Genomic DNA, 19,734 nt, shown 5'->3' on the forward strand with positions numbered 1-19,734 from the left:
GTTTTTTCTTTCAAGCATAGTTTCTGACGATATGATTCAATTTAAAAACATTTCAAAGCACTATCAGCTCAAAAGCCAAACCATACGCGCACTTGATCAAATCAATTTAGAGATTCCAGAGGGCAGTATTTTCGGCATTATTGGCTATAGTGGTGCAGGTAAAAGTACCTTAATTCGCCTGATTAATTTACTTGAACGACCAAACGAAGGTCAGGTTATCATTAATCAAAAGGACTTCACTGCTTTGGATGCGCGTTCATTACGTCAGGAGCGTGCAAATATTGGTATGATTTTTCAGCATTTTAATTTGCTTCAAACCAAAACCGTTGCTGAAAATATTGAAATGCCAATGCGTCTGCTAAATTACAAAAAGGCAGAACGAGAAAAGCGCTTAAATGAGTTATTAGATTTTATTGATCTTAAGCATAAAAAAGATGCTTATCCAGATGAGTTGTCTGGCGGTCAAAAGCAACGTGTCGGTATTGCGCGTGCTTTAGCAAACCATCCTAAAATTTTATTATGTGATGAAGCCACATCTGCCCTAGATCCTCAAACTACTCAATCTGTTCTAGAGCTTTTAAAGAAAATCAATCAAGAACAGAAAATTACCATCGTCATGGTTACTCATGAAATGGATGTAATTGAATCCATTTGTGACCATGTTGCTGTTATGGAAGCTGGTAAAGTGATTGAGCAAGGCTCAACTATTGATATCTTTAGCAATCCTCAGCATCCAACGACTAAAAACTTTATACAAACTGTTTTACATCAGCAGTTGCCAGTTAATATTCTAAATCAACTAGAAAATCAGCATCACCATAGTATCTACTGCTTACAATTTTTAGGCCGTTCCGCTCAAGAACCTGTGATTCAGTCACTTATTAAACAATTTGATATTAGTTTAAATATCTTGTTTGCCAATATGACTGAAATTAATGGCACAGTGATTGGTCAAATGTTTGTACAGCTTTTAGGTGATCCACAGTTGATTCGTCAAGCGATCGAATTTTTAGAGAAAAATGAAGTAAGTGTAGTTCAGTCAGGAGATCAAGTATGAGAGATTTAATCGTACAGTGGTTAACTCAACTGACTCAACCTTTCTGGCATAGCTCTCTTTCTATGGACCAGTTCGTAACTGCGTTACAAGAAACCTTTCACATGGTGTTCTTTGCGCTTTTATTTGGTGGTATTTGGGGCTTCATTCAAGGGATTATCCTGCTTGTAACTCGCCCAGAAGGTATCTTGCCAAATAAATTCATTTATCATTTACTCAACCCAATTGTGAATGCTCTGCGTTCGCTCCCATTTATTATTTTGCTTATTGCAGTTATTCCTCTCACCAAGTTCTTGGTAGGTACATCAATTGGTACTTGGGCAGCAATCGTTCCTTTAACAATTTATGTTGGACCATATATGGGACGGCTCATTGAAACTTCCCTACTTGAAGTAAATGAAGGAATTATCGAATCTGCTCAAGCAATGGGTGCAACACCTTGGCAGATTATTTCACGCTTTATTTTACCTGAAGCTCGCAGTTCTCTTATTTTGAACTTAACAACTGCTACAATTAGCCTTATCGGCGCGACTGCTATGGCTGGTGCGGTTGGTGCTGGTGGTATTGGTGACTTAGCAATTTCTTATGGTTATCAACGTTTTGATACAAGCGTCGTAATTTTAACAGTGATTATCCTCTTGCTCTTAGTACAGATTGTACAGACTTTGGGCAACTGGCTCTCTAAGATACGTTAAATCATTTATATACAAATCAAAGCTCCCTAAACGGGAGCTTTTTTTGTTTTTAGAAGTTTCTGTCACCAAACAGTTGAGTACGTGGCTTAATAGCATTTTCTGTTATCATCAGAATTAGCGATTAATCATTTACTCTTTGGATTTAGTTTCAGGATAAAAACAATGCGTTATAGAATTCATTTTATTGATGTGCAAAATGCCCTACAAAACTATATCTGGATTTTAGAAGATACTGAAACTCATGAAGCTGTTGCAGTTGATCCAACAGAGGCTGAGTTAGTCACTCAATTTTGTGATGAGCATCATTTAACTTTAAAGCAAATTTGGCTTACACATTGGCATAAAGATCATATTGGTGGCGTTGCAGATTTAATGGCAAATTCCACTCTAGCTGTATATGGTCCAAGAGATGAATTAAGTAAAATTCCTGGTATTACCCATCCTCTTCAACATGATGACCATCTAAAGTTTAATGATTTAAAAGCAGAGATTATTGCGACACCTGGTCATACCTTAGGACACATTGTTTATTTTATTGAAGAGTTGAATGCGCTCTTTTGTGGAGATACTCTGTTTGCAATGGGATGTGGCCGACTATTTGAAGGTACGGCAGAACAGATGTATCACTCATTAAATCGTCTTGCTGCCCTTCCAACCACAACTAAAGTCTATTGCACACATGAATATACGCTTTCTAATGCTGAGTTTGCTTTAAGCGTAGAACCTGAAAATCATGCCTTACAAGAACGTGCAGAACAAGTCCGCAAACTTCGCAAAGAAGGTAAAATTACCCTACCAAGTAGTATTGAACTTGAGTTGGCAACCAATCCATTTTTACGTGCTGAAAGTGTAGATGAGTTCGCTCAATTACGTAGTTTAAAAGATAATTTCTAATTTTTTGGCTTTATATAAAGATACAGTTTAATTTTAAGAACTGTATCTTTTTGAATAAGGCATGTTTCGTGAAATTATTTTTTACATTTATTGATTTTAAATTAATTTGTTTTGATTAAAATTTACTCTAATTCTTATATTTTAAAATAATTATAAAAATTAAATAGTTAAATTTTATTAGTGATAAAAATGATTACACAAAAACTGAATAAATTCATAAAATGAAGAAGATCGGTTTATCTCTATTACTTTTTTTACAAGTTGCAAAATAAAACAAAGTTTTCCCCCTTTAAAAAATCCTAGTAAATCCCTATTAATAAATAAGGTGTAAGACACGGATAGAAGGAGTTCTCACGTGAAAAAGGTTGTTAAAGCTAAAAATTTAATTGCGTTCCGTATTTGGTTAGAAAAATTAGGATATTCGGTTAAAAATCTTGCCGATGGAAAAGGTTTCACTTTCAGTTTTAAAAAAGAGTATGGTTTAGTCACTTGTGATTTGGCTGGCAATGCCTTAGCGATGCAATTAGGTGAAGAATTTGAGGATCATTTAAAAGCGTAAGCTTGAGCTGTTTTGCGTATACTATTTTTAGTATAGGCACCTCAAAAGTTCTACTTCATAAGTAGATCTATATGAGAGTTTGTGAGAAATTTTATACTGACCTGCCATAATTAAGCATTTACATAGAAGATAGTTTTTTTAAATTAAATTTTCGACTAGACAAAATAAAACCTGTAGCATGGCGCCTCTCCCAAATTGCCAATTGCTACAGGTTTTTTATTTCGAATTAAAATTTTAAATAATTAATTCGTTTTAGATTTTCCTAATGCTTTATCTAGAACGTCCTTGTCCAGAGCTTTGTCCCAACGGGCAACAACAATTGTTGCACATGCATTACCAATTAAATTAGTTAAAGCACGACACTCAGACATAAAACGGTCAATACCTAAAATTAGCGCCATACCTGCCACTGGTACAGATGGAACAACCGACAAAGTAGCAGCCAGTGTAATAAAGCCTGCGCCCGTTACCCCTGCTGCACCTTTTGAACTCACCATTGCCACTAAAAGTAATGCAAGCTGTTCACTAATAGATAGGTCTACATTACATGCTTGTGCAATAAATAAAGCAGCCATAGTCATATAAATATTAGTACCATCAAGGTTAAATGAGTAACCTGTAGGAATGACTAAGCCCACTACAGATTTTTCACAACCTGCTTTTTGCATTTTATCCATGAGGGAAGGTAAAGCAGCTTCAGATGAACTTGTACCTAAAACTAACCAAAGCTCGTCTTTGATATAACGAATCAAAGCAATAATTGAAAAGCCGTTATAGCGCGCCACAGCACCTAGAACAATTAATACAAACAGCACAGCTGTAATATAGAAAGTCATAATCAACAGTAATAGATTACCAATTGATTCGATCCCATATGCGCCGATAGTAAATGCCATAGCCCCAAAAGCACCAATTGGCGCAAGTTTCATTAACATGCCAACCAAGTAGAAAACTGGAGCAGTAAGGTTATTTAGGAAATCAGTGATTGGACGCGCACGATCACCTAAAACAGCTAAAGAAATACCAAATAACACCGCCACAAATAGAACCTGCAAGATTTCACCACCAGCAAGCGGACTTACCAGTGTTTGCGGGATAATATTCATGAAGAAGTCAGTAATATTGGTAGCATGAGCCTTCTCAACGTAAGTATTTACTTTATCGCTGACTAAGGTCGCTGGATCAATATTTAGGCCTTTACCAGGTTGAATGATGTTTGCCACAATCATACCAACCACAAGTGCAAGACTTGAGAAAGTAATGAAATATAGCATAGCTTTACCAGTCACACGTCCAACTCGACTCATGTTCGTCATGCTGGCAATACCAGTAACCACGGTCAAAAAGATTACGGGAGCAATAATCATTTTAACGATCTTGATGAATGCATCACCAAGCGGTTTTAAGCTTTGTCCAAGTTCAGGGTAAAAATGACCTATTAAAACGCCTAAAATAATTGCAAAAATGACCTGTACATACAAAATTTGGTGAAACTTCTGTTTTTTCTGTACCGTTTCTTGGTCAAGGGTATTGAAATCCATTATCTAAATACCTGTTCGATGGGGATAAAAAAATAAAATATAAAGCGTGCACCACAAGCTGCTTTAAAGGAAGTGAAGCCATTGTAAAGAATAAAAAACACCCTGTGTCATAAATTTAAAAAATGTTAAATTCAAAAATCATGTATATTTTTGTATACAAAACAATTATTTTACGGAATTTTTAAAAAATTAAATTTCTTAAAAATAATTAAAATTCTATATAACTCTATGTTTATTATATGATTTATATTATTTAAAACTTCCTTGAATGCTTTCAATATTAATTTTACAATGAATAAAATCATCATTTCAAAAGTAAATGATTAAAATAAATTCATATTTATTCTAAATTATGAGAATTTAATTTTTAAATAATAAGAAATATTGATATATAATTGTTTAATAAAAACAAAAGCCTATATGCTTAGGCTAATTAAATGAGCCATTTTTAACTAAAAAGACGAACATATTTCTATGATTTTAAATAAATAGACGTTTTAAAAGACTACGTACGTAATCTAAATTTAATTCCTGATTGGTAAATAGAATCCGAAATAACATGGGTGCAATTACAGTTTCGATAATTTCTTGGTTCGGTATAGTAAACTCATTTCGTAATTTTGCACGATTTTGAATAATGTCGAGTTGCTGAATAATTAAACTTTCGCACATACGTGCATTAGAATCCGAATTTGATGTATACAGAACATCTCGTAATAAATCTTGTCCCACCTCGGAAGCATATTCTTCAAAATATTGCTCAACCCATGCTGTGATATCTTGTTTAAACGAACCTAAATCTTTGGGTTCCATATCAGGTTTAAGTTCATTTAAAGCTACATCTGAAAATAACTGATTGATGTCTCCCCATCGACGATAAATGGTTGAAGGTGTTACTCCCGCCTGTGAAGCGATCATTGGAATGGTAATCTGGCTTTGCTCGAAATCTTTTTGTAATTCTTTTACAGCATTATGTACCGCGGTTTGTATTCTTTCGCTACGGCCACCAGGGCGTAATCCAGTAACAACTTTTGCCATTTATAAACTCTGTAAAGGTCTCGAAAAATTTATAAATATTTATATCTATATACAAAATACACTAAAGCTAAGGATTTGCTTTAGTGTAAAAATAATGTATAAAAGCTAAATATTCGCTTTTATGTTATTCATGTTCTATGAACAATTCAAGTTCAAAACGGTCAAGAGCTGTTTTTCAATTAGATGCCGCGTGTGCTTTGACACTCAATACAATTACGCTCATGACATTTATGGCTGCATCTAGTGCACCAACCCCACTCTACCGCCTATACCAACAGCTCTGGCAATTTTCACCGATCACACTGACTTTAATTTTTGCAACCTATGCTTTTACACTGCTGGGATCATTACTCATTATTGGGTCACTGTCTGACTATATTGGACGTCGTCCAGTCATCATTGCAGCTATTTCTCTGCAAATTATTTCGATGAGTTTTTTCTTATTTGCATCAGATGTTTCAATGTTATTTATTGCACGGGGCTTACAAGGTATAGCAACTGGTCTTGCAGTTTCTGCTATAGGAGCAGCAATTTTAGATTTTAGTAAGTTACATGGTTCACTGATTAATAGTATCGCACCCATGATAGGCATGGCTGTTGGGATTTTTCTGACCTGTTCTATTTTACAGTTTTCTACTCAACCCTTACGGGTAGTTTTTGAGTTCTTATGCTTTCTTCTTATTTTGGAACTCATTTTAAGTTTTCTTACTCCTGAAACAGCGCAAAAAAGATCCGGCGCACTTGCTTCATTAAAACCCAATATGGCCATTCCTCCACAAACGAAAAGCGCTTTATTGACTATTAGCCCAATTAATATTGCACTATGGATGGTTAGTGGTTTCTTCTTGTCACTCATGCCATCGTTATTGGCAAAAATTTTCCATACTTCATCTGCATGGCTAAATGGTATTACCTTTATGGCGCTCGCCCTTTCAGGTGCGGCAGGTATATTAACGCTTAGAAAGTCGACAAATTTTCGTATTTTATTAACAGGTACGCTCTCAATTGCTATTGGCGCAGCTGTTTTATTTGTCGCTATTAACCTGACTAATGCTGTAATTCTATTTTTAGGTTCTATTATTACTGGAGTTGGTTTTGGTACGGCGTTTATGGGGGCCATTCGTAGTGTAATGCCATTGGCGCTTCCTGAAGAACGTGCGGGTCTTATGGCTGCTTTTTTTGTTGAAAGTTATTTGGCTTTTAGTATTCCTGCAATTTTAGCTGGGTATTTTGTAGGAAAAATTGGGCTGATGAGTACGGCAAATAGTTATATTGGTTTTATTATCTTATTGTCACTGGTTGCTCTTCTAATGATTATTAAAAATTTTAAAAATAAATAAGCCATAAAAAAATAGCCTCTAATGAGGCTATTTGAATTCTAGGTATCTGCTACATACATACGTACCATCTCGCCTTCCTCATCCTTTACCAACGTTAAAAACCGCCAACCACATTTTTCATAAAATTCGGTATGGTCCGTTATTAAATAAAGTGTTTGGATACCCTGATTACCCAAGTCTTCACGTACAAAATCTAAAATGTGTTTTGCAACGTTTTGGTTTCGATAGGTCTCTTCTACAAATAAAGCACATAAGTTTGGGGTTAAATCTTTACGCTCATGAAAGTCATTATCAATGACTCCCGCTCCAGCAATTAAATGCTTATTTTCATTTAAAACAATGTACCACTGTGGAATAGCATGCTTTTGATCAATGGAAATCTGGATACTCTGAGGATAATCAGATAACCGTAATATTTGCATAAAATAGACCTATTTTGACCAACCTTTTTAAGGTTGAGTCACTGAACTACTAATGGTTTGTTGGGTTGGACTCTCATACGTTGTTTCAGCAACTGGTGAAACACGCCAAATTGTATTACCGACATCATCTGCAACTAACACAGCTCCTGAAAAATCAATTGCCACCCCAACTGGACGCCCATACGCTTTGCCTTTATCACTTAAAAACCCTGTCAAAATATCTTGCGGTGGACCAGAAGGCTGACCACTTCTAAATGGTACAAAAATGACTTTATAACCACTATGAGGCTTGCGGTTCCACGAACCATGCTGTCCGATGATCGCCCCACCCCTAAATTGTGGCATCAATTCGGCTGCATAAAATGCGAGGCCTAAAGAAGCAGTGTGGTTACCTAATGCATAGTCAGGTTTAATTGCCCGAGCCACCATTTCAGGATTTTGTGGTTTTACACGTACATCTACATGTTGACCATAGTAGCTATAAGGCCAGCCGTAAAAAGCGCCATCTTGAACTGAGGTCATATAGTCAGGTACTAGGTCACTACCAATTTCATCGCGCTCATTAACCACCGTCCAGAGTTTACCGCTTTGAGGTTGCCAAGCCATACCATTTGGATTACGCAGTCCAGTTGCAAATGGACGTGACTGCCCACTTGCGATGTCAAACTCCATAATTTGTGCGCGACCTTTTTCTTGATCTAAGCCATTTTCAGCTACATTACTATTGGAGCCGACGGTAATGTAGAGCTTTGTCCCTTCACGATTGGCAATGACGTTTTTGGTCCAATGATGATTTAAAGGACCACCCGGTAAATCTAGTACTTTAGTACCACTGGCAGTAATTTTGGTTGCGCCTTCTTGGTAAGGGAAACGCATAAGTGAATCAGTATTGGCAACATACAAATAGTTCCCCACCAGTGCCATACCAAATGGTGAATTTAGATTTTGAAGAAATACGGTTTTCTGGTCAGCTATTCCATCTCCATTGGTATCACGAAGTAAAGTAATACGATTAGCACTCGGATGAGATGATCCTGCTCGTCTCATCACGAAAGTCATAATTTTACCTTTAATGCCTTTGCTGTCTTCGGGTTTAGGCGGAGCATCTGTTTCAGCGACCAATACATCACCATTCGGTAATACATAGAGCCAACGTGGATGTTCAAGTCCTTTAGCAAATGCTTTTACCTTTAAGCCTTCTGCCGGAGTTGGCGCAACACCACTAGGCCAGCCCTTCGCTGGTGCTATATTTACGGTTGGAATTAAGCTTGTTTTTGGTTCAGGTAACTTTGGTTCTGGACCGTAACTCTCGGTAATTGGATATTGAGAGGATGAAGCACATCCTGCAAGGACACATACAACAGTAGTACCTAAAGTCGGCAGTAAAAAACGTGTAAGCATCTTTTATCTCCATTTCTTATTTTTTCGCAATATGCACAGGGTAATGCTTTAGGAGAGAGACTTATAGTTTATTTATTTAACTGTGCTCGGCATTAACGGCTATATTTTTAAACTTTTAATACATAACTGGGTGTTTTCTAGACGTTTAGCTTACTTTAATGCTTAGCTATAAATTGATACCTTACATTTAGTTTAATTACCTAAAGTATTTATGTTTGCTGATAATCATTTATTAGGTAATTATCTATCCTTGCCTATTTTTTAATTAAAAATTCCTTTACCCTGACTTACTTTAATTATTTTAACTTTCACTGTAGCTCAGGTGTTCAACTAAGTTCATTTATTTCTTATGTCAAAAAATTTAGCAACATTGATTGGTTTAAGTGCCATCCTGATGTGGGCCTCTATGGTAGGTTTTGTAAAACATATTACGACCGTGATTGGACCAGATGTTGGCATTACACTGATCTATTCACTAAGTGCGTTGCTACTGCTTATTATTTTTAGAGTGCCAAACTTTAAGTTAATTTCTAAAAAATATTTAATTTTAGGTGCAATTTTATTTATCGCTTATGAACTCTGCTTTTCGTTTGCACTTGCCTATTCAAAGACAGCGCAACAAGCGATTGAAGTCAGCATTGTGAACTACCTTTGGCCAAGCTTGACTGTTTTAGCTTTTGTCATTTTTAAAGAGCTAAAATTTAATATCTTTATTATTTTAGGTTTAATTATTTCAATTTTCGGCATTACTTTTATTCAGACCGGAAATGGCGATTTTAGTCTAAGTCGAGTTATAGACAATTTTTATAGTAATCCTCTAAGTTATATTTTGGCTTTTATAGGTGCAATTATTTGGGCTTTGTACTGTGTATTAACCAAGAAAATAGGTAAAGGACAAAACCCTATTTCTATTTTCTTTATTGGCGTCGCTCTAACATTGTGGTTAAAGCTATTCTTTAGTGGTCAAGCTGTTTTACCTACACTCGATTTAAATACGACGTTATCTCTCGTCTTTGCCTCTACAGCAATTGGACTAGGTTATGCCGCATGGAATATTGGCATTATTCATGGCAACACCACGATGCTAGTGGTGGCTTCTTACTTCACTCCAATCATTTCATCTTTACTGGCCATGCTGGTTTTACAAACCGAGTTATCAATCAGCTTTTGGCAAGGAACCGCTATGGTTACAGCCGGTTCACTCATCTGCTGGCTTTCAACAAATTGGACAGTAATCCGCTCTTATTTCAAAAAGAATTAAAAGCAGTGATGAGTAACAGGACTAGCATTAGTTTTTTTGCTCTAAAGCAAAATTTACAGCTTCTTTGGCATGACTAGAAGGAAATTGCTGTTTATCTTTTCTTAGCCTAGTTATTTTAATATTAAAAAATATACAGCCTCAAAATTATCTTCAAACAAGCAAACAAGAATCTGTAGTTCTCCCTTTAACGTGAAAACTAAAAACTCAAGAATTCACGCAAATTTCACGACAGCCTCTTTAATTTAATTTTATAAAGTTGGCTAGGATTTAAATATGAAAATTATAACCACTGCCCTAGGGCTGATTACCTTAGTAGGTCTAACAGCATGCAAAAGCGTGCCTAGTTACTCAGGTGATTATGGTAAAGCCGAACGACAAATTACTGGCGTCACATTAAATGATGAGCAAGCACTGGAGATTGGTCACCGTTTTGTTGCTGCGTTTAACACTTTAGGCACACCTTCTTTTGTAAGTAATGCGAGTCAACTTTATGCGGATCAGCTCTATATCAACGATACACTTTCCCAGTTCTCGCAAAAAAAAGATCTAATTAAACACTTTGAGGGTATGAACGCACGAGTAAGTAACGTCACTGTAAAACTGATTAGCGCAACTCACCATCAAGATACAGCCTATATTCATTGGTATATGGCTTATGACTTTAAAATGCTAGGCCGTACAAAAACCATGGCTTCTTATGGCATTAGTCAAATCAAAATTAATGAACAACAACAAATTATTTTCCAACAAGACTTCTGGGACCCTGCGAATGGTCTCTACCGTTCTTTACCTATATTTGGAGGAGTTTATAAATGGATATTGCCATTCAAAAAAGTCGAATCATAATACTACTGGGTATTTTAATTGCGTCTCATGCAAATGCTACTGAACTGAAAAAATGCAGTTCAGCTCCTTTAATGGTAACGAGTCAAAAAGTCGGAAATGTTAGCTACTTTGCTGAAGATTGCCTAAAAAGTTGGCAGAACCAAAGCATAAAAATGGACTTTAGTTATAACCGAGATATTCCTGAGTGGGCATTTAAGCGAGCAGCAACTCACTATTTAAAGAAGAATATTAGTGGATTTGATGCGAAATCCCCGCTTAATCATATTAATGAGCTTTATAGACCAATCAAGAGCGGAGATTTATATAGTCTTTCTTATCACCATGAAAATCAAAAACTAGAGCTAAAATTAAACCAGAAGCTACTCGGTTCTATAATTAATCCGAATGCAAATCAATATTTTAAAATCTGGTTTGGTACTGAACCATTTAATGCTAAATTAAAACAACAACTATTAAATTAATGGCTTAATAAAATCTCATGGGTAATCATTTTATCCTCATGGTTGAGGACCATTTTGAACTGGCGGCGACCGTGTGTGAATTTCTTGAAGTACATGGTTACGTCATCGATCATGCGCGTAATTTAGATGCGGCACGTTCTTTTCTTAAGTCACAGCATTATCATCTTTTGTTGCTCGATATCAACTTACCCGATGGCTCAGGTTATGACTTGTGTAACTGGTTACGAACCGAACAAGGCATTGATATGCCAATTCTTATGCTCACTGCTAGAGATACTTTAGATGACAAACTTAAAGGATTTACTGCTGGCACGGATGATTATTTAGTTAAGCCATTTGATTTTAATGAGTTGGTCATGCGTATTCGAGCACTGATCAAGAGAGCGGCTGGTGAAGTCGCAAATCATAAAATTCAAATTCATGATTTAATTCTCGACAGCGCAACTCAAACTGTTATTCGTGCCGGAAACAATATCGAATTACCCCCTATTCAATTTAAATTATTAAAAATTTTGATGCGTCAGTCTCCTAAAGTAGTAACTAAACAGGAACTTATGATGGAGCTATGGGGTGATGAAGAACCTGAAAGTGATGCTTTGCGCAGCCACATCTATAACTTAAGGAAAATGATAGATAAACCTTTTGACCCTAAACTATTACATACAGTAGCAGGCGTAGGTTTAAAAATTGCTTTAGACGATACTGCCGATTAATTTAAATAGACGACTACTATTAAACCTGTGGTCATCTCTAAATCCAGCTCAGGATGAGTCGTTAAGTAATATTGCCGATCAAACAACTCAACTCGCCAACCTAATTGTTTGCAAAGCTTTTGGACCAATTGTAACCCGATGCCGTGTCCTTTGGCTTTTAAAGAAAGTTGCGAGTCGCTGAGTTCCTGAACTTTCATATCATTAGGTAAAGAAATTCCGATACCATTATCGGCAATAATTAAGCTGTTTTTTTGTTGGATAATATCGATTTGTGAACCTTGGGAATAATTCAGAGCATTACGCAAAATATTGCCTAGAACCATTTTAGTCATAGAAGGATATAACCAGCGTGGTTGTTCGGCTGAGTCTGGGTGAATATGAATATGTATACCTTTACTCACACTTACCCCTTCTAAACTTTCGACTAAATCCCTCACAATTTCAGATAATAAATTCTTTTCAGACGGTAAATTTTTTACCGTATTACGGGCAATTGCGAGCAAGGTGTCGACAAGCAATTGCATGTCTTCAATTGTATTGTGAAGACGAGTTAAAGATTTATCTTCTCCATATTTAGTCTGACAAAGTTGTACATTGCCTTTTAAAATCGTGAGCGGCGTACGTAACTCATGGCTGACATCGCCGGTAAATTCTCGCTCGCGTCGAATAAATTCACTTAAAACCTGATGATATTTTTCCAAGGCTTGTTTGAGATATTCCGCCTCCATATTGCCATTGGTATTGATATCTTTAAAAGGTGAAGCTTGTGTATCTTGGTGTGCCCAATCAATATTTTCTAATGCATTTGCCAAACGGGTAATAGGGGAAAAATAGCGTCTTGCTCTTCGATTTGACCACCACAAAAAACTATATAAAACAGACAAACTAAACATAAGTGGTGCGAGACCAAAAAGCCAAACCAGCTTATTGACATTACTTTCGCCAAATACCAACAGTACATGCTGACCATTACGTTCACCATATACCGTCATACGTTCTTTGCCATCAACAAATATCCGATGTACCCCACTTTCTAGATGCATATCTTTAAAAGGTTGTGGGGCTACTTGAGTATTCCACCGATATCCATATAAATTTTTAGTATCTGGCAGGTCTGCATTTGGGTTACGTTCTATACGCAACCAGTAATGTTCCATTTCTTGTTCTAAAGCGGTTTTAAGTAAAGAGCCTTTAATCACCCAAGCACTACAAGCCAACCCGACCACAATTGATAAGGCAATTAGACCAATCTGCAACCAATAATATCGATTGAACATTTGGGCTAATGGATGAGCTTTGCCATCGTTTCGAGTTCTTATCATATTTTATCGCCGAGATAGGCTATCGAAATTACAATGATCTCTTTTTAAATAAAAAGTGACCAATGACCCACTCTTGTCCTTGTTCAAAACCAAAAAGTTCAGCACAAGCCATGAAGAAAATACGCCAGCGTTGCCACCAAATATTGGCATCTTTGCCATAGATCTTTTTAAACAGTGGTTTGAGCTCTTCCTCTTGATTATCCATATTATTAAGCCAAGCATTTGCCGTTCTCATATAGTGCTCACCCGACCATTGCCAATGTTGAGCCAACTCTAAATGCTCTTGAAAATGCAAAAAAGTTGAAGTCGAAGGCATTAAACCGCCAGTAAAGAAATACTTAGACATCCAATCATAGTCTGATTTTACTTCAAAAGGATAATGCAAAAAGCGATGACAGAAAATATGACACCAGAGTAATCCTTCCGGCTTTAACCACTGCTGAATTTTTTCAAAAAGTCGCTGATAGTTTCGAACGTGTTCAAACATTTCGACCGATACAACACGATCAAATCGGGCTTGGTCTAATTCGAGTACGTTTACATCACAGGTCAGTACTTCAATATTGCTTAAACCTCTTAACTTTGCTTGCCCGAGAATATGCTTTTTCTGGGTTGCAGAATTTGAAACAGCCGTAATTTGTGATCGTGGATAGTTTTCTGCCATCCACAAAGTTAAAGAACCCCAACCGCAACCTAACTCTAAAATGTGTTGACCATTTTTAAGTTGTGCTCTTTCACAATAAAGCTGAAGTGCAAGCTCTTCTGCCTGATCTAAAGTTGTTGTTTTGGTGGGAAAGTAACATGCACTATATTTCAGTCTTTTTCCAAGCACCGCCTGAAAAAACTCGGTTGGTAACTCATAGTGCTGCTCGTTTGCCTTATCTGTTTCAACGGCGATTTCGCTCTTTTTCAGCATATTAAGCACATCCATATAGCGCTGTGCCCCTTGTTCAGGGTCATAGCGACCTTCCTGAATTAAACGCTTTTTGCTTAAAGCTCGAATTGCAGCCCGAATTGCATGGTCTGGAATCACACCACTTTCAACAATTTTCAAAGACTGATGAACGATAAAATCCATATGCGCACCTATTTTTTTGGTTTCCGCGGTATAAACATTGACGTTTTTTGTTGATAATCAAGATAATTTTGACCGCGACTTTTAATTGCCTGTTTTTCACTAAATGGAATACCCGTGACGTAATATAAAAATAGCCACATGAGTACCGGATAAATCCACAATAAATATTGGCCTGCTGCTAAACCAATAATTGGATAGGCAAACCAGTGTAACCATTCAAAAAAATAATTGGGATGACGGGAATAGCGCCATAAACCTTGGTCCATGGTTTTACCCTGATGTTCTGGGTTTAATTTGAATCGGTATAGCTGCTGATCAGCGAACTGTTCTCCGATAAAGGCGGTTCCCATAACTACAGCAGCAATAATTAGGGTAATTTTATATCCGCTGTCCCATGCAATTGCCTCTACATTGAGTAACATCCACATCGGCAAAAAGAATAAAAGCACTAAAAAGGTTTGAAAGATAAAAAACAAGAAAAAACCTAAATGCTGAAACTTACCCATTGCCTGTCGCATACTGGCGTAACGACCATCTTCATTCTGTTCAGATTGATAACGTCTTAATAAGTGCCAAAATAATCTTAAAAACCATAATCCACTGAAAAGACCAATAAACAGTCGCACTTCGACAGGAGCAACCGAAATGAGTAAAGAAGAAACTATAATGTTCACTGCCAGACAGAAACTCCATGCGGCGTCTACAATTCCGGCACGACCATTTAGAGTTGCAAGTAGCCAACTGAGCAACATGATCAGTAAATCCAGAATTAATAAATTCCATAACATGCGCATTCTCCTTGCTTGATGTGTTTGAGTTAGTAACTGCTACTTTCAAACAACAAGTGAACGTTGCTTATCACACCTTCTTTAAAGCCACCCTCGCAATAACATAAATAAAAATCCCACATACGTATGAAGTTTTCATCGAAACCCAAAGCCAAAACCTGCTCTCGGGCTGCTAAAAATCGCGCTCGCCAGTGATGAATGGTTTGCGCATAACTTAGACCAATGTCATTTAAAGACTTTAACCTTAAACCACTTTCAGACGCGGTTTGAGTCAATACAGTTATGCTAGGAATAAAGCTGCCGGGAAAAATATAGCGTTTAATATAATCAACAGTGTTGAGTGCTTTTTTATAGCGGAAATCTTCAATGGTAATGGCTTGAATAAACGCTAAACCTTTTGGTTTTAATAGTGCTTTACACTGATCAAAATATGTCGATAAATACTGTGCACCAACTGCCTCAACCATTTCAATTGACACCAACTTGTCAAACTTACCTTCAAGCAGACGGTAGTCTTTGAGTTGTACATCAATTCGGTGAGATAGTCCTGCTTCATTTACGCGAGTAATGGCTTCATCATATTGAGCCTGTGAAATGGTAATAGTGGTCACTCTACAGCCATAGTGTTGAGCTGCATAAATTGCAAAACCACCCCACCCACTTCCAATTTCAACCAAATGATCCATTGGTTTTAAATCGAGCTTTTTACAGATAATCTCTTTTTTTAAATCGGATGCTTCTTCGAGAGTCATGGTTTCATTTTCAAAGACTGCACTCGAATACATTAAAGTCGGATCTAAAAACAATTTAAAAAAGTCATTGCTTAAGTCGTAGTGCTCAGCAATATTTTTTCGGCTACCAGTTATGGAATTCTTCCGGTTTTGATACCAGGCCTTAAGAAAAAACTGACTGGCTTGGGCAACAACATTCTGGTTGATTTGGTCTAATACATCTCGATTACGCGCTAATATCTGAATCAACTCGACAAGTTGCTCACTGCTCCAATCACCACGGATATACCCTTCTGCTGCTCCTAAAACACCATTTTTTAAAATGAGATCCATCAGTAGAGGATTATGAACTTCAATTACAGCGTGAAGATCTGAAACTTCACCGACCGTCCCATTCCACGCGCCCTGAAAAGTAATCTGTCCATGACGTAATTTAAGAAGACTCTTGAGCAGTAATGGTAGCGAGTCATCTTCACCATAAAGAAATGTTTTTATCATGTCTTATCTACCTTGATCTTTTTAGGATGACGATAAAATGGAACTTTTTTTCGCCACAACTTAAATGCCTCTAAATATATGGAAAACAGCATTTTAAAAGGCGCTAGGCTGTTGATAAGAGCATATCGATATTGCTGTGAAGGAAATGTGATGGGCACAAGTTCAAAGCGCATAGTGGCATCAAAGACTTGTTTTTTCTCTTCAAAGAGCTGCATATGAATAACATTTTGTAAGTCTGAAAAACTAAACCGCCAACGGTAAGTCAACTGCATGGGCATGAACGGCGAAACATGAAATGATTTTTCAAAGTTAAAATCGAAACTCTGATAATCACCCACCTGACCTTGTTGTTTTATACAGTCGTGTGTATAGACTTTTCGCTCATTCCACGGGGTATTGGTAATTTCACTAAGAATAAATAGCGGTTGGCCTGTTTGACTTAAAACAAAATAAAATACGACTGAATTAAAGCGAAAACCCAAACAACGAGGCAAAGCCAATACTCTGATTTGCCAATCTGAACCCATATATAAGTTGTTATTTTGCAGTAGCGCTTTTCCTACCCGATCCCTTACCGAACCGCTATACATATTTAAAAAATCACTTTCGGATAGTTTTAATACATTCCAATGATCAGTCGACCAAAATAAACAATCTTGTGTAATTTCATTTAATTGATCTGGGTCAAACCATAAATAATTTAAGGTCGATGTAAATTGATGAGTTTTGGGACTATAACGTCTGTGACGAATAAGTGCGGGAGCGATAGCCAGTTTATTTAATAACATTTTATAAGCTCCCGTTTTATTTTTATAACGCTAAGAGTTGCTCTACAACGTGTGCTGCACTGCGAGCGCCATCTTCATGAAAGCCCCATCCCCAATATGCTCCACAAAATGAAGTACGATTTTGCCCACTAATTTCTTGCCAACGAGATTGAGCTTGAATCGCTTTTGCATCAAATACGGGATGTCTATAATGACGTTCAACCAAAATATCTTCGGCTTTAATTTCCATATTGGGATTTAAAGTACAGAAAATCTGAGTTTTGCAGGGTAAGTTTTGTAAATTGTTCATCCAATAGGTAAAACCATAATGTATGGCAGACTCACTGTTTTGAACTTGCAATGTAGGAGTTACATGTACATGCCAGCTTGCCCACTGCAAACGGCTTTTAGGCATAATTGAAAGATCGCGGTGTACCACCATATGATTATCTTGATAACCAAACTGACTTAATATTTCTTGTTCAAGCGATGAAGCATCTTTTATTAAATCTAGACTATCATCAGCGTGGCTTGCAAAAATCACCCAGTCATATTGTGCTTGCCCTTCTGAAGTTTTGATCCACACGGTTTCAGGGGAACGGCTCACACTTTTTACTTCTGCAAACTTCCATTCAAGCGATGGGCAACTCTTTTGAATAGCACGAATATAACTTGCCGAACCGTGTTTAACCGTTTGCCATTGTGGCCGCTCTTTTAGCTGCAACATACGATGATGCTGAAAAAAACTTACCACAAATCGATATGGAATCTGTCCTACCTGCTCAACAGGTGCCGACCATAATGCACCACACATCGGATAAAGATGCTCATAGCGGAACTCGGCACTATATTTATGTTGATCTAAATAGTCTTCAATCGCTAAATTAGGATCTAGATCTGTCACGTCTATATCTTTATTATCATCGTAAAAACGCAGCAAGTCTGAGAGCATTTGTAGAAATTTACGATTTAAAAAGTTCTGCGGACGGGCAAAGAGCGACCATTTTTTTGAAGGATTATATTGAAGCCCACTGACCAGATTATTTACCGAAAAACTCATATCGCTGCTTTGAGTTTCTACGCCTAATTTTTTAAGCATGTCAGTAAATAACGGGTAGTTATAGTCATTAAACACAATAAAACCGCTATCTACCGCTATCTTAGTACCGTCTATATCAAGCTCATGCGTATCTGTATGACCGCCAAAATAGTTATTTTTTTCATATATCGTAACCTGATGTTGTTTTGACAATTTCCAAGCCGCATAAAGCCCCGATATACCTGAACCAATAATGGCAATTTTCATAACACTTCCCCATTTTCAATTTTTTCTATCGGCAGATTTTTAATTTTTTTATATTGATAAACCTTCTCTGGTACTGGTTTTAATCCCCATACCAAACCAAATAAAGACATGACTTTTAACACATAAAAGGTAATATCGATCTGCCACCAATAAAAACCTTGACGCACACTACCCGCGTAAAAGTGATGGTTGTTGTGCCATCCTTCACCTAAGGTAATTAAAGAGAGGAAAAAGTTATTACGGCTATCGTCAGCCGTATTAAACTCTCGTGAACCATAACGATGCGCAAGTGAATTAATACATAAAGTCGCATGTGTTAACAGCACAGTAGAAATCACAAAACCCCATACCAAAAGCTGTAAGCCATTGGTACCCAACCCAGGGAAACGCTGCGCCAACCATGAACCTAAACCGTAAATTGCCAAAGCCGTCAAAATCACAACAGGTAAGCTAAATCGGTCAAGCCAAATCAGTTCGGGATACTTCAACCAGTCTTTAATGACTTTTTTTCGAGTGGCAAAATTCTGTTCGTTTAAAAACCACCCTACATGCGAATACCAAAAACCTGCTTTCGCTGAATGCGGATCTTGTTCGGTGTCGGTAAAATGATGGTGATAACGGTGGTGTGCTGCCCACCATAACGGTCCGCGCTGTGCACTCATGGTTCCAATCAAGATAAAAATAAATTGGACAACACGGGAGGTTTGAAAGGTTTTATGGGAAAGATAACGGTGAAAAAAAGCGGTAATTGCAAACATGCGTATTAGGTAAAAGCCAAGCATGAAAATCACAGCAAACCAAGACACCCCTACCCAAAAAGCAGCTAAACAAGCGATATGTAATAGAATAAAAGGTATGATTCTTAACCATTGAATTTTCTTTTCAATGACATATTCGCTAGAAGCATCCATTTGCGCATTTTCTGAATCTGACCAGCTATCGATCCAGCGTAGAAAAAATTTAGACATTGATTCTTCCTGATCTAAAGCATTTCTTTTGGTTCTAATTTAGAAAATGCG

20 protein-coding genes are annotated in these 19,734 nt (G+C 37.0%); 9 read left to right on the plus strand and 11 right to left on the minus strand.

The annotated features are described in order from the left end of the window. Positions 1 to 31: 31 nt before the first annotated feature. The 4 genes from CSB87_RS03030 to CSB87_RS03045 all read left to right on the plus strand — a co-directional run bounded on the left by CSB87_RS03030 (position 32) and on the right by CSB87_RS03045 (position 3,202). The gene (locus tag CSB87_RS03030; protein WP_002049347.1) at positions 32 to 1,057 is read left to right on the plus strand and encodes a methionine ABC transporter ATP-binding protein; all 1,026 of its coding nucleotides are present in this window, start codon (positions 32 to 34) and stop codon (positions 1,055 to 1,057) included. Next, a complete protein-coding gene (locus CSB87_RS03035; RefSeq protein WP_002049205.1) occupies positions 1,054 to 1,749 on the plus strand; it encodes a methionine ABC transporter permease in 696 nt (231 codons plus the stop codon). Before CSB87_RS03030 ends, CSB87_RS03035 begins: the two co-directional genes overlap by 4 nt. Before the next feature lie 162 nt (positions 1,750 to 1,911). Beyond that, on the plus strand, positions 1,912 to 2,643 hold the full coding sequence (gloB, locus tag CSB87_RS03040; RefSeq protein WP_031952841.1) for a hydroxyacylglutathione hydrolase: 732 nt from the start codon (positions 1,912 to 1,914) through the stop codon (positions 2,641 to 2,643). A gap of 355 nt (positions 2,644 to 2,998) precedes the next feature. Continuing rightward, positions 2,999 to 3,202 carry a hypothetical protein gene (locus tag CSB87_RS03045; protein WP_000758190.1) on the plus strand — a complete coding sequence of 68 codons (204 nt, stop codon included), beginning with the start codon at positions 2,999 to 3,001 and terminating at the stop codon, positions 3,200 to 3,202. A gap of 242 nt (positions 3,203 to 3,444) precedes the next feature. Here CSB87_RS03045 and CSB87_RS03050 read toward each other — a convergent pair whose 3' ends face one another. Both CSB87_RS03050 and CSB87_RS03055 read right to left on the minus strand, forming a co-directional pair. Next, a complete protein-coding gene (locus CSB87_RS03050) occupies positions 3,445 to 4,743 on the minus strand; it encodes a dicarboxylate/amino acid:cation symporter (RefSeq protein ID WP_106105027.1) in 1,299 nt (432 codons plus the stop codon). Between the two features lie 480 nt (positions 4,744 to 5,223). Beyond that, a complete protein-coding gene (locus tag CSB87_RS03055; RefSeq protein WP_002049198.1) occupies positions 5,224 to 5,781 on the minus strand; it encodes a TetR/AcrR family transcriptional regulator in 558 nt (185 codons plus the stop codon). 137 nt (positions 5,782 to 5,918) lie between these two features. Between CSB87_RS03055 and CSB87_RS03060 the strand changes: the two genes are divergently transcribed. Further along, complete coding sequence (locus CSB87_RS03060; RefSeq protein ID WP_031952847.1) at positions 5,919 to 7,121, plus strand: MFS transporter; 1,203 nt, start codon at positions 5,919 to 5,921, stop codon at positions 7,119 to 7,121. Positions 7,122 to 7,159: 38 nt separating this feature from the next. Here CSB87_RS03060 and CSB87_RS03065 read toward each other — a convergent pair whose 3' ends face one another. Next, complete coding sequence (locus CSB87_RS03065; protein WP_031952849.1) at positions 7,160 to 7,543, minus strand: GNAT family N-acetyltransferase; 384 nt, start codon at positions 7,541 to 7,543, stop codon at positions 7,160 to 7,162. Between the two features lie 27 nt (positions 7,544 to 7,570). After that, positions 7,571 to 8,944 (minus strand): PQQ-dependent sugar dehydrogenase, encoded by a 1,374-nt coding sequence (locus tag CSB87_RS03070; RefSeq protein ID WP_031952851.1) that lies wholly within the window; start codon positions 8,942 to 8,944, stop codon positions 7,571 to 7,573. A gap of 349 nt (positions 8,945 to 9,293) precedes the next feature. On the opposite strand from CSB87_RS03070, the gene yddG reads away from it, so the two are divergent. The 4 genes from yddG to CSB87_RS03090 all read left to right on the plus strand — a co-directional run bounded on the left by yddG (position 9,294) and on the right by CSB87_RS03090 (position 12,225). Beyond that, positions 9,294 to 10,205, plus strand: coding sequence for an aromatic amino acid DMT transporter YddG (gene yddG / locus CSB87_RS03075; protein WP_004708023.1), 912 nt, complete (start codon positions 9,294 to 9,296; stop codon positions 10,203 to 10,205). A gap of 273 nt (positions 10,206 to 10,478) precedes the next feature. Continuing rightward, the gene (locus CSB87_RS03080; protein ID WP_031959341.1) at positions 10,479 to 11,051 is read left to right on the plus strand and encodes a nuclear transport factor 2 family protein; all 573 of its coding nucleotides are present in this window, start codon (positions 10,479 to 10,481) and stop codon (positions 11,049 to 11,051) included. Further along, positions 11,018 to 11,512 (plus strand): chalcone isomerase family protein, encoded by a 495-nt coding sequence (locus CSB87_RS03085; protein WP_031959342.1) that lies wholly within the window; start codon positions 11,018 to 11,020, stop codon positions 11,510 to 11,512. Before CSB87_RS03080 ends, CSB87_RS03085 begins: the two co-directional genes overlap by 34 nt. 17 nt (positions 11,513 to 11,529) lie before the next feature. Continuing rightward, positions 11,530 to 12,225 carry a response regulator transcription factor gene (locus CSB87_RS03090; protein ID WP_004708019.1) on the plus strand — a complete coding sequence of 232 codons (696 nt, stop codon included), beginning with the start codon at positions 11,530 to 11,532 and terminating at the stop codon, positions 12,223 to 12,225. On the opposite strand, the gene CSB87_RS03095 is transcribed toward CSB87_RS03090, so the two are convergent. The 7 genes from CSB87_RS03095 to CSB87_RS03125 are packed head-to-tail and all read right to left on the minus strand — an operon-like array spanning position 12,222 to position 19,683. After that, positions 12,222 to 13,547, minus strand: a complete 1,326-nt coding sequence (locus CSB87_RS03095) for a sensor histidine kinase (RefSeq protein ID WP_004708017.1) — start codon at positions 13,545 to 13,547, stop codon at positions 12,222 to 12,224. The two genes, CSB87_RS03090 and CSB87_RS03095, sit on opposite strands and share 4 nt — an antisense overlap. Before the next feature lie 28 nt (positions 13,548 to 13,575). After that, on the minus strand, positions 13,576 to 14,625 hold the full coding sequence (locus CSB87_RS03100) for an SAM-dependent methyltransferase (RefSeq protein WP_002049152.1): 1,050 nt from the start codon (positions 14,623 to 14,625) through the stop codon (positions 13,576 to 13,578). Between the two features lie 8 nt (positions 14,626 to 14,633). Beyond that, complete coding sequence (locus tag CSB87_RS03105; RefSeq protein WP_002049230.1) at positions 14,634 to 15,413, minus strand: DUF1295 domain-containing protein; 780 nt, start codon at positions 15,411 to 15,413, stop codon at positions 14,634 to 14,636. A 29-nt stretch (positions 15,414 to 15,442) separates the two neighbouring features. Beyond that, positions 15,443 to 16,642, minus strand: coding sequence for an SAM-dependent methyltransferase (locus CSB87_RS03110; RefSeq protein WP_031952853.1), 1,200 nt, complete (start codon positions 16,640 to 16,642; stop codon positions 15,443 to 15,445). Continuing rightward, a complete protein-coding gene (locus CSB87_RS03115; RefSeq protein ID WP_004886394.1) occupies positions 16,639 to 17,430 on the minus strand; it encodes a DUF1365 domain-containing protein in 792 nt (263 codons plus the stop codon). Before CSB87_RS03115 ends, CSB87_RS03110 begins: the two co-directional genes overlap by 4 nt. A gap of 22 nt (positions 17,431 to 17,452) precedes the next feature. After that, positions 17,453 to 18,715, minus strand: coding sequence for an NAD(P)/FAD-dependent oxidoreductase (locus CSB87_RS03120; protein ID WP_031952855.1), 1,263 nt, complete (start codon positions 18,713 to 18,715; stop codon positions 17,453 to 17,455). After that, positions 18,712 to 19,683 carry an acyl-CoA desaturase gene (locus tag CSB87_RS03125; protein WP_004708007.1) on the minus strand — a complete coding sequence of 324 codons (972 nt, stop codon included), beginning with the start codon at positions 19,681 to 19,683 and terminating at the stop codon, positions 18,712 to 18,714. Before CSB87_RS03125 ends, CSB87_RS03120 begins: the two co-directional genes overlap by 4 nt. Positions 19,684 to 19,734: the final 51 nt, after the last annotated feature.

It is taken from the genome of Acinetobacter sp. AR_0276 (assembly GCF_003000705.1).
Taxonomy (GTDB): domain Bacteria; phylum Pseudomonadota; class Gammaproteobacteria; order Pseudomonadales; family Moraxellaceae; genus Acinetobacter; species Acinetobacter nosocomialis.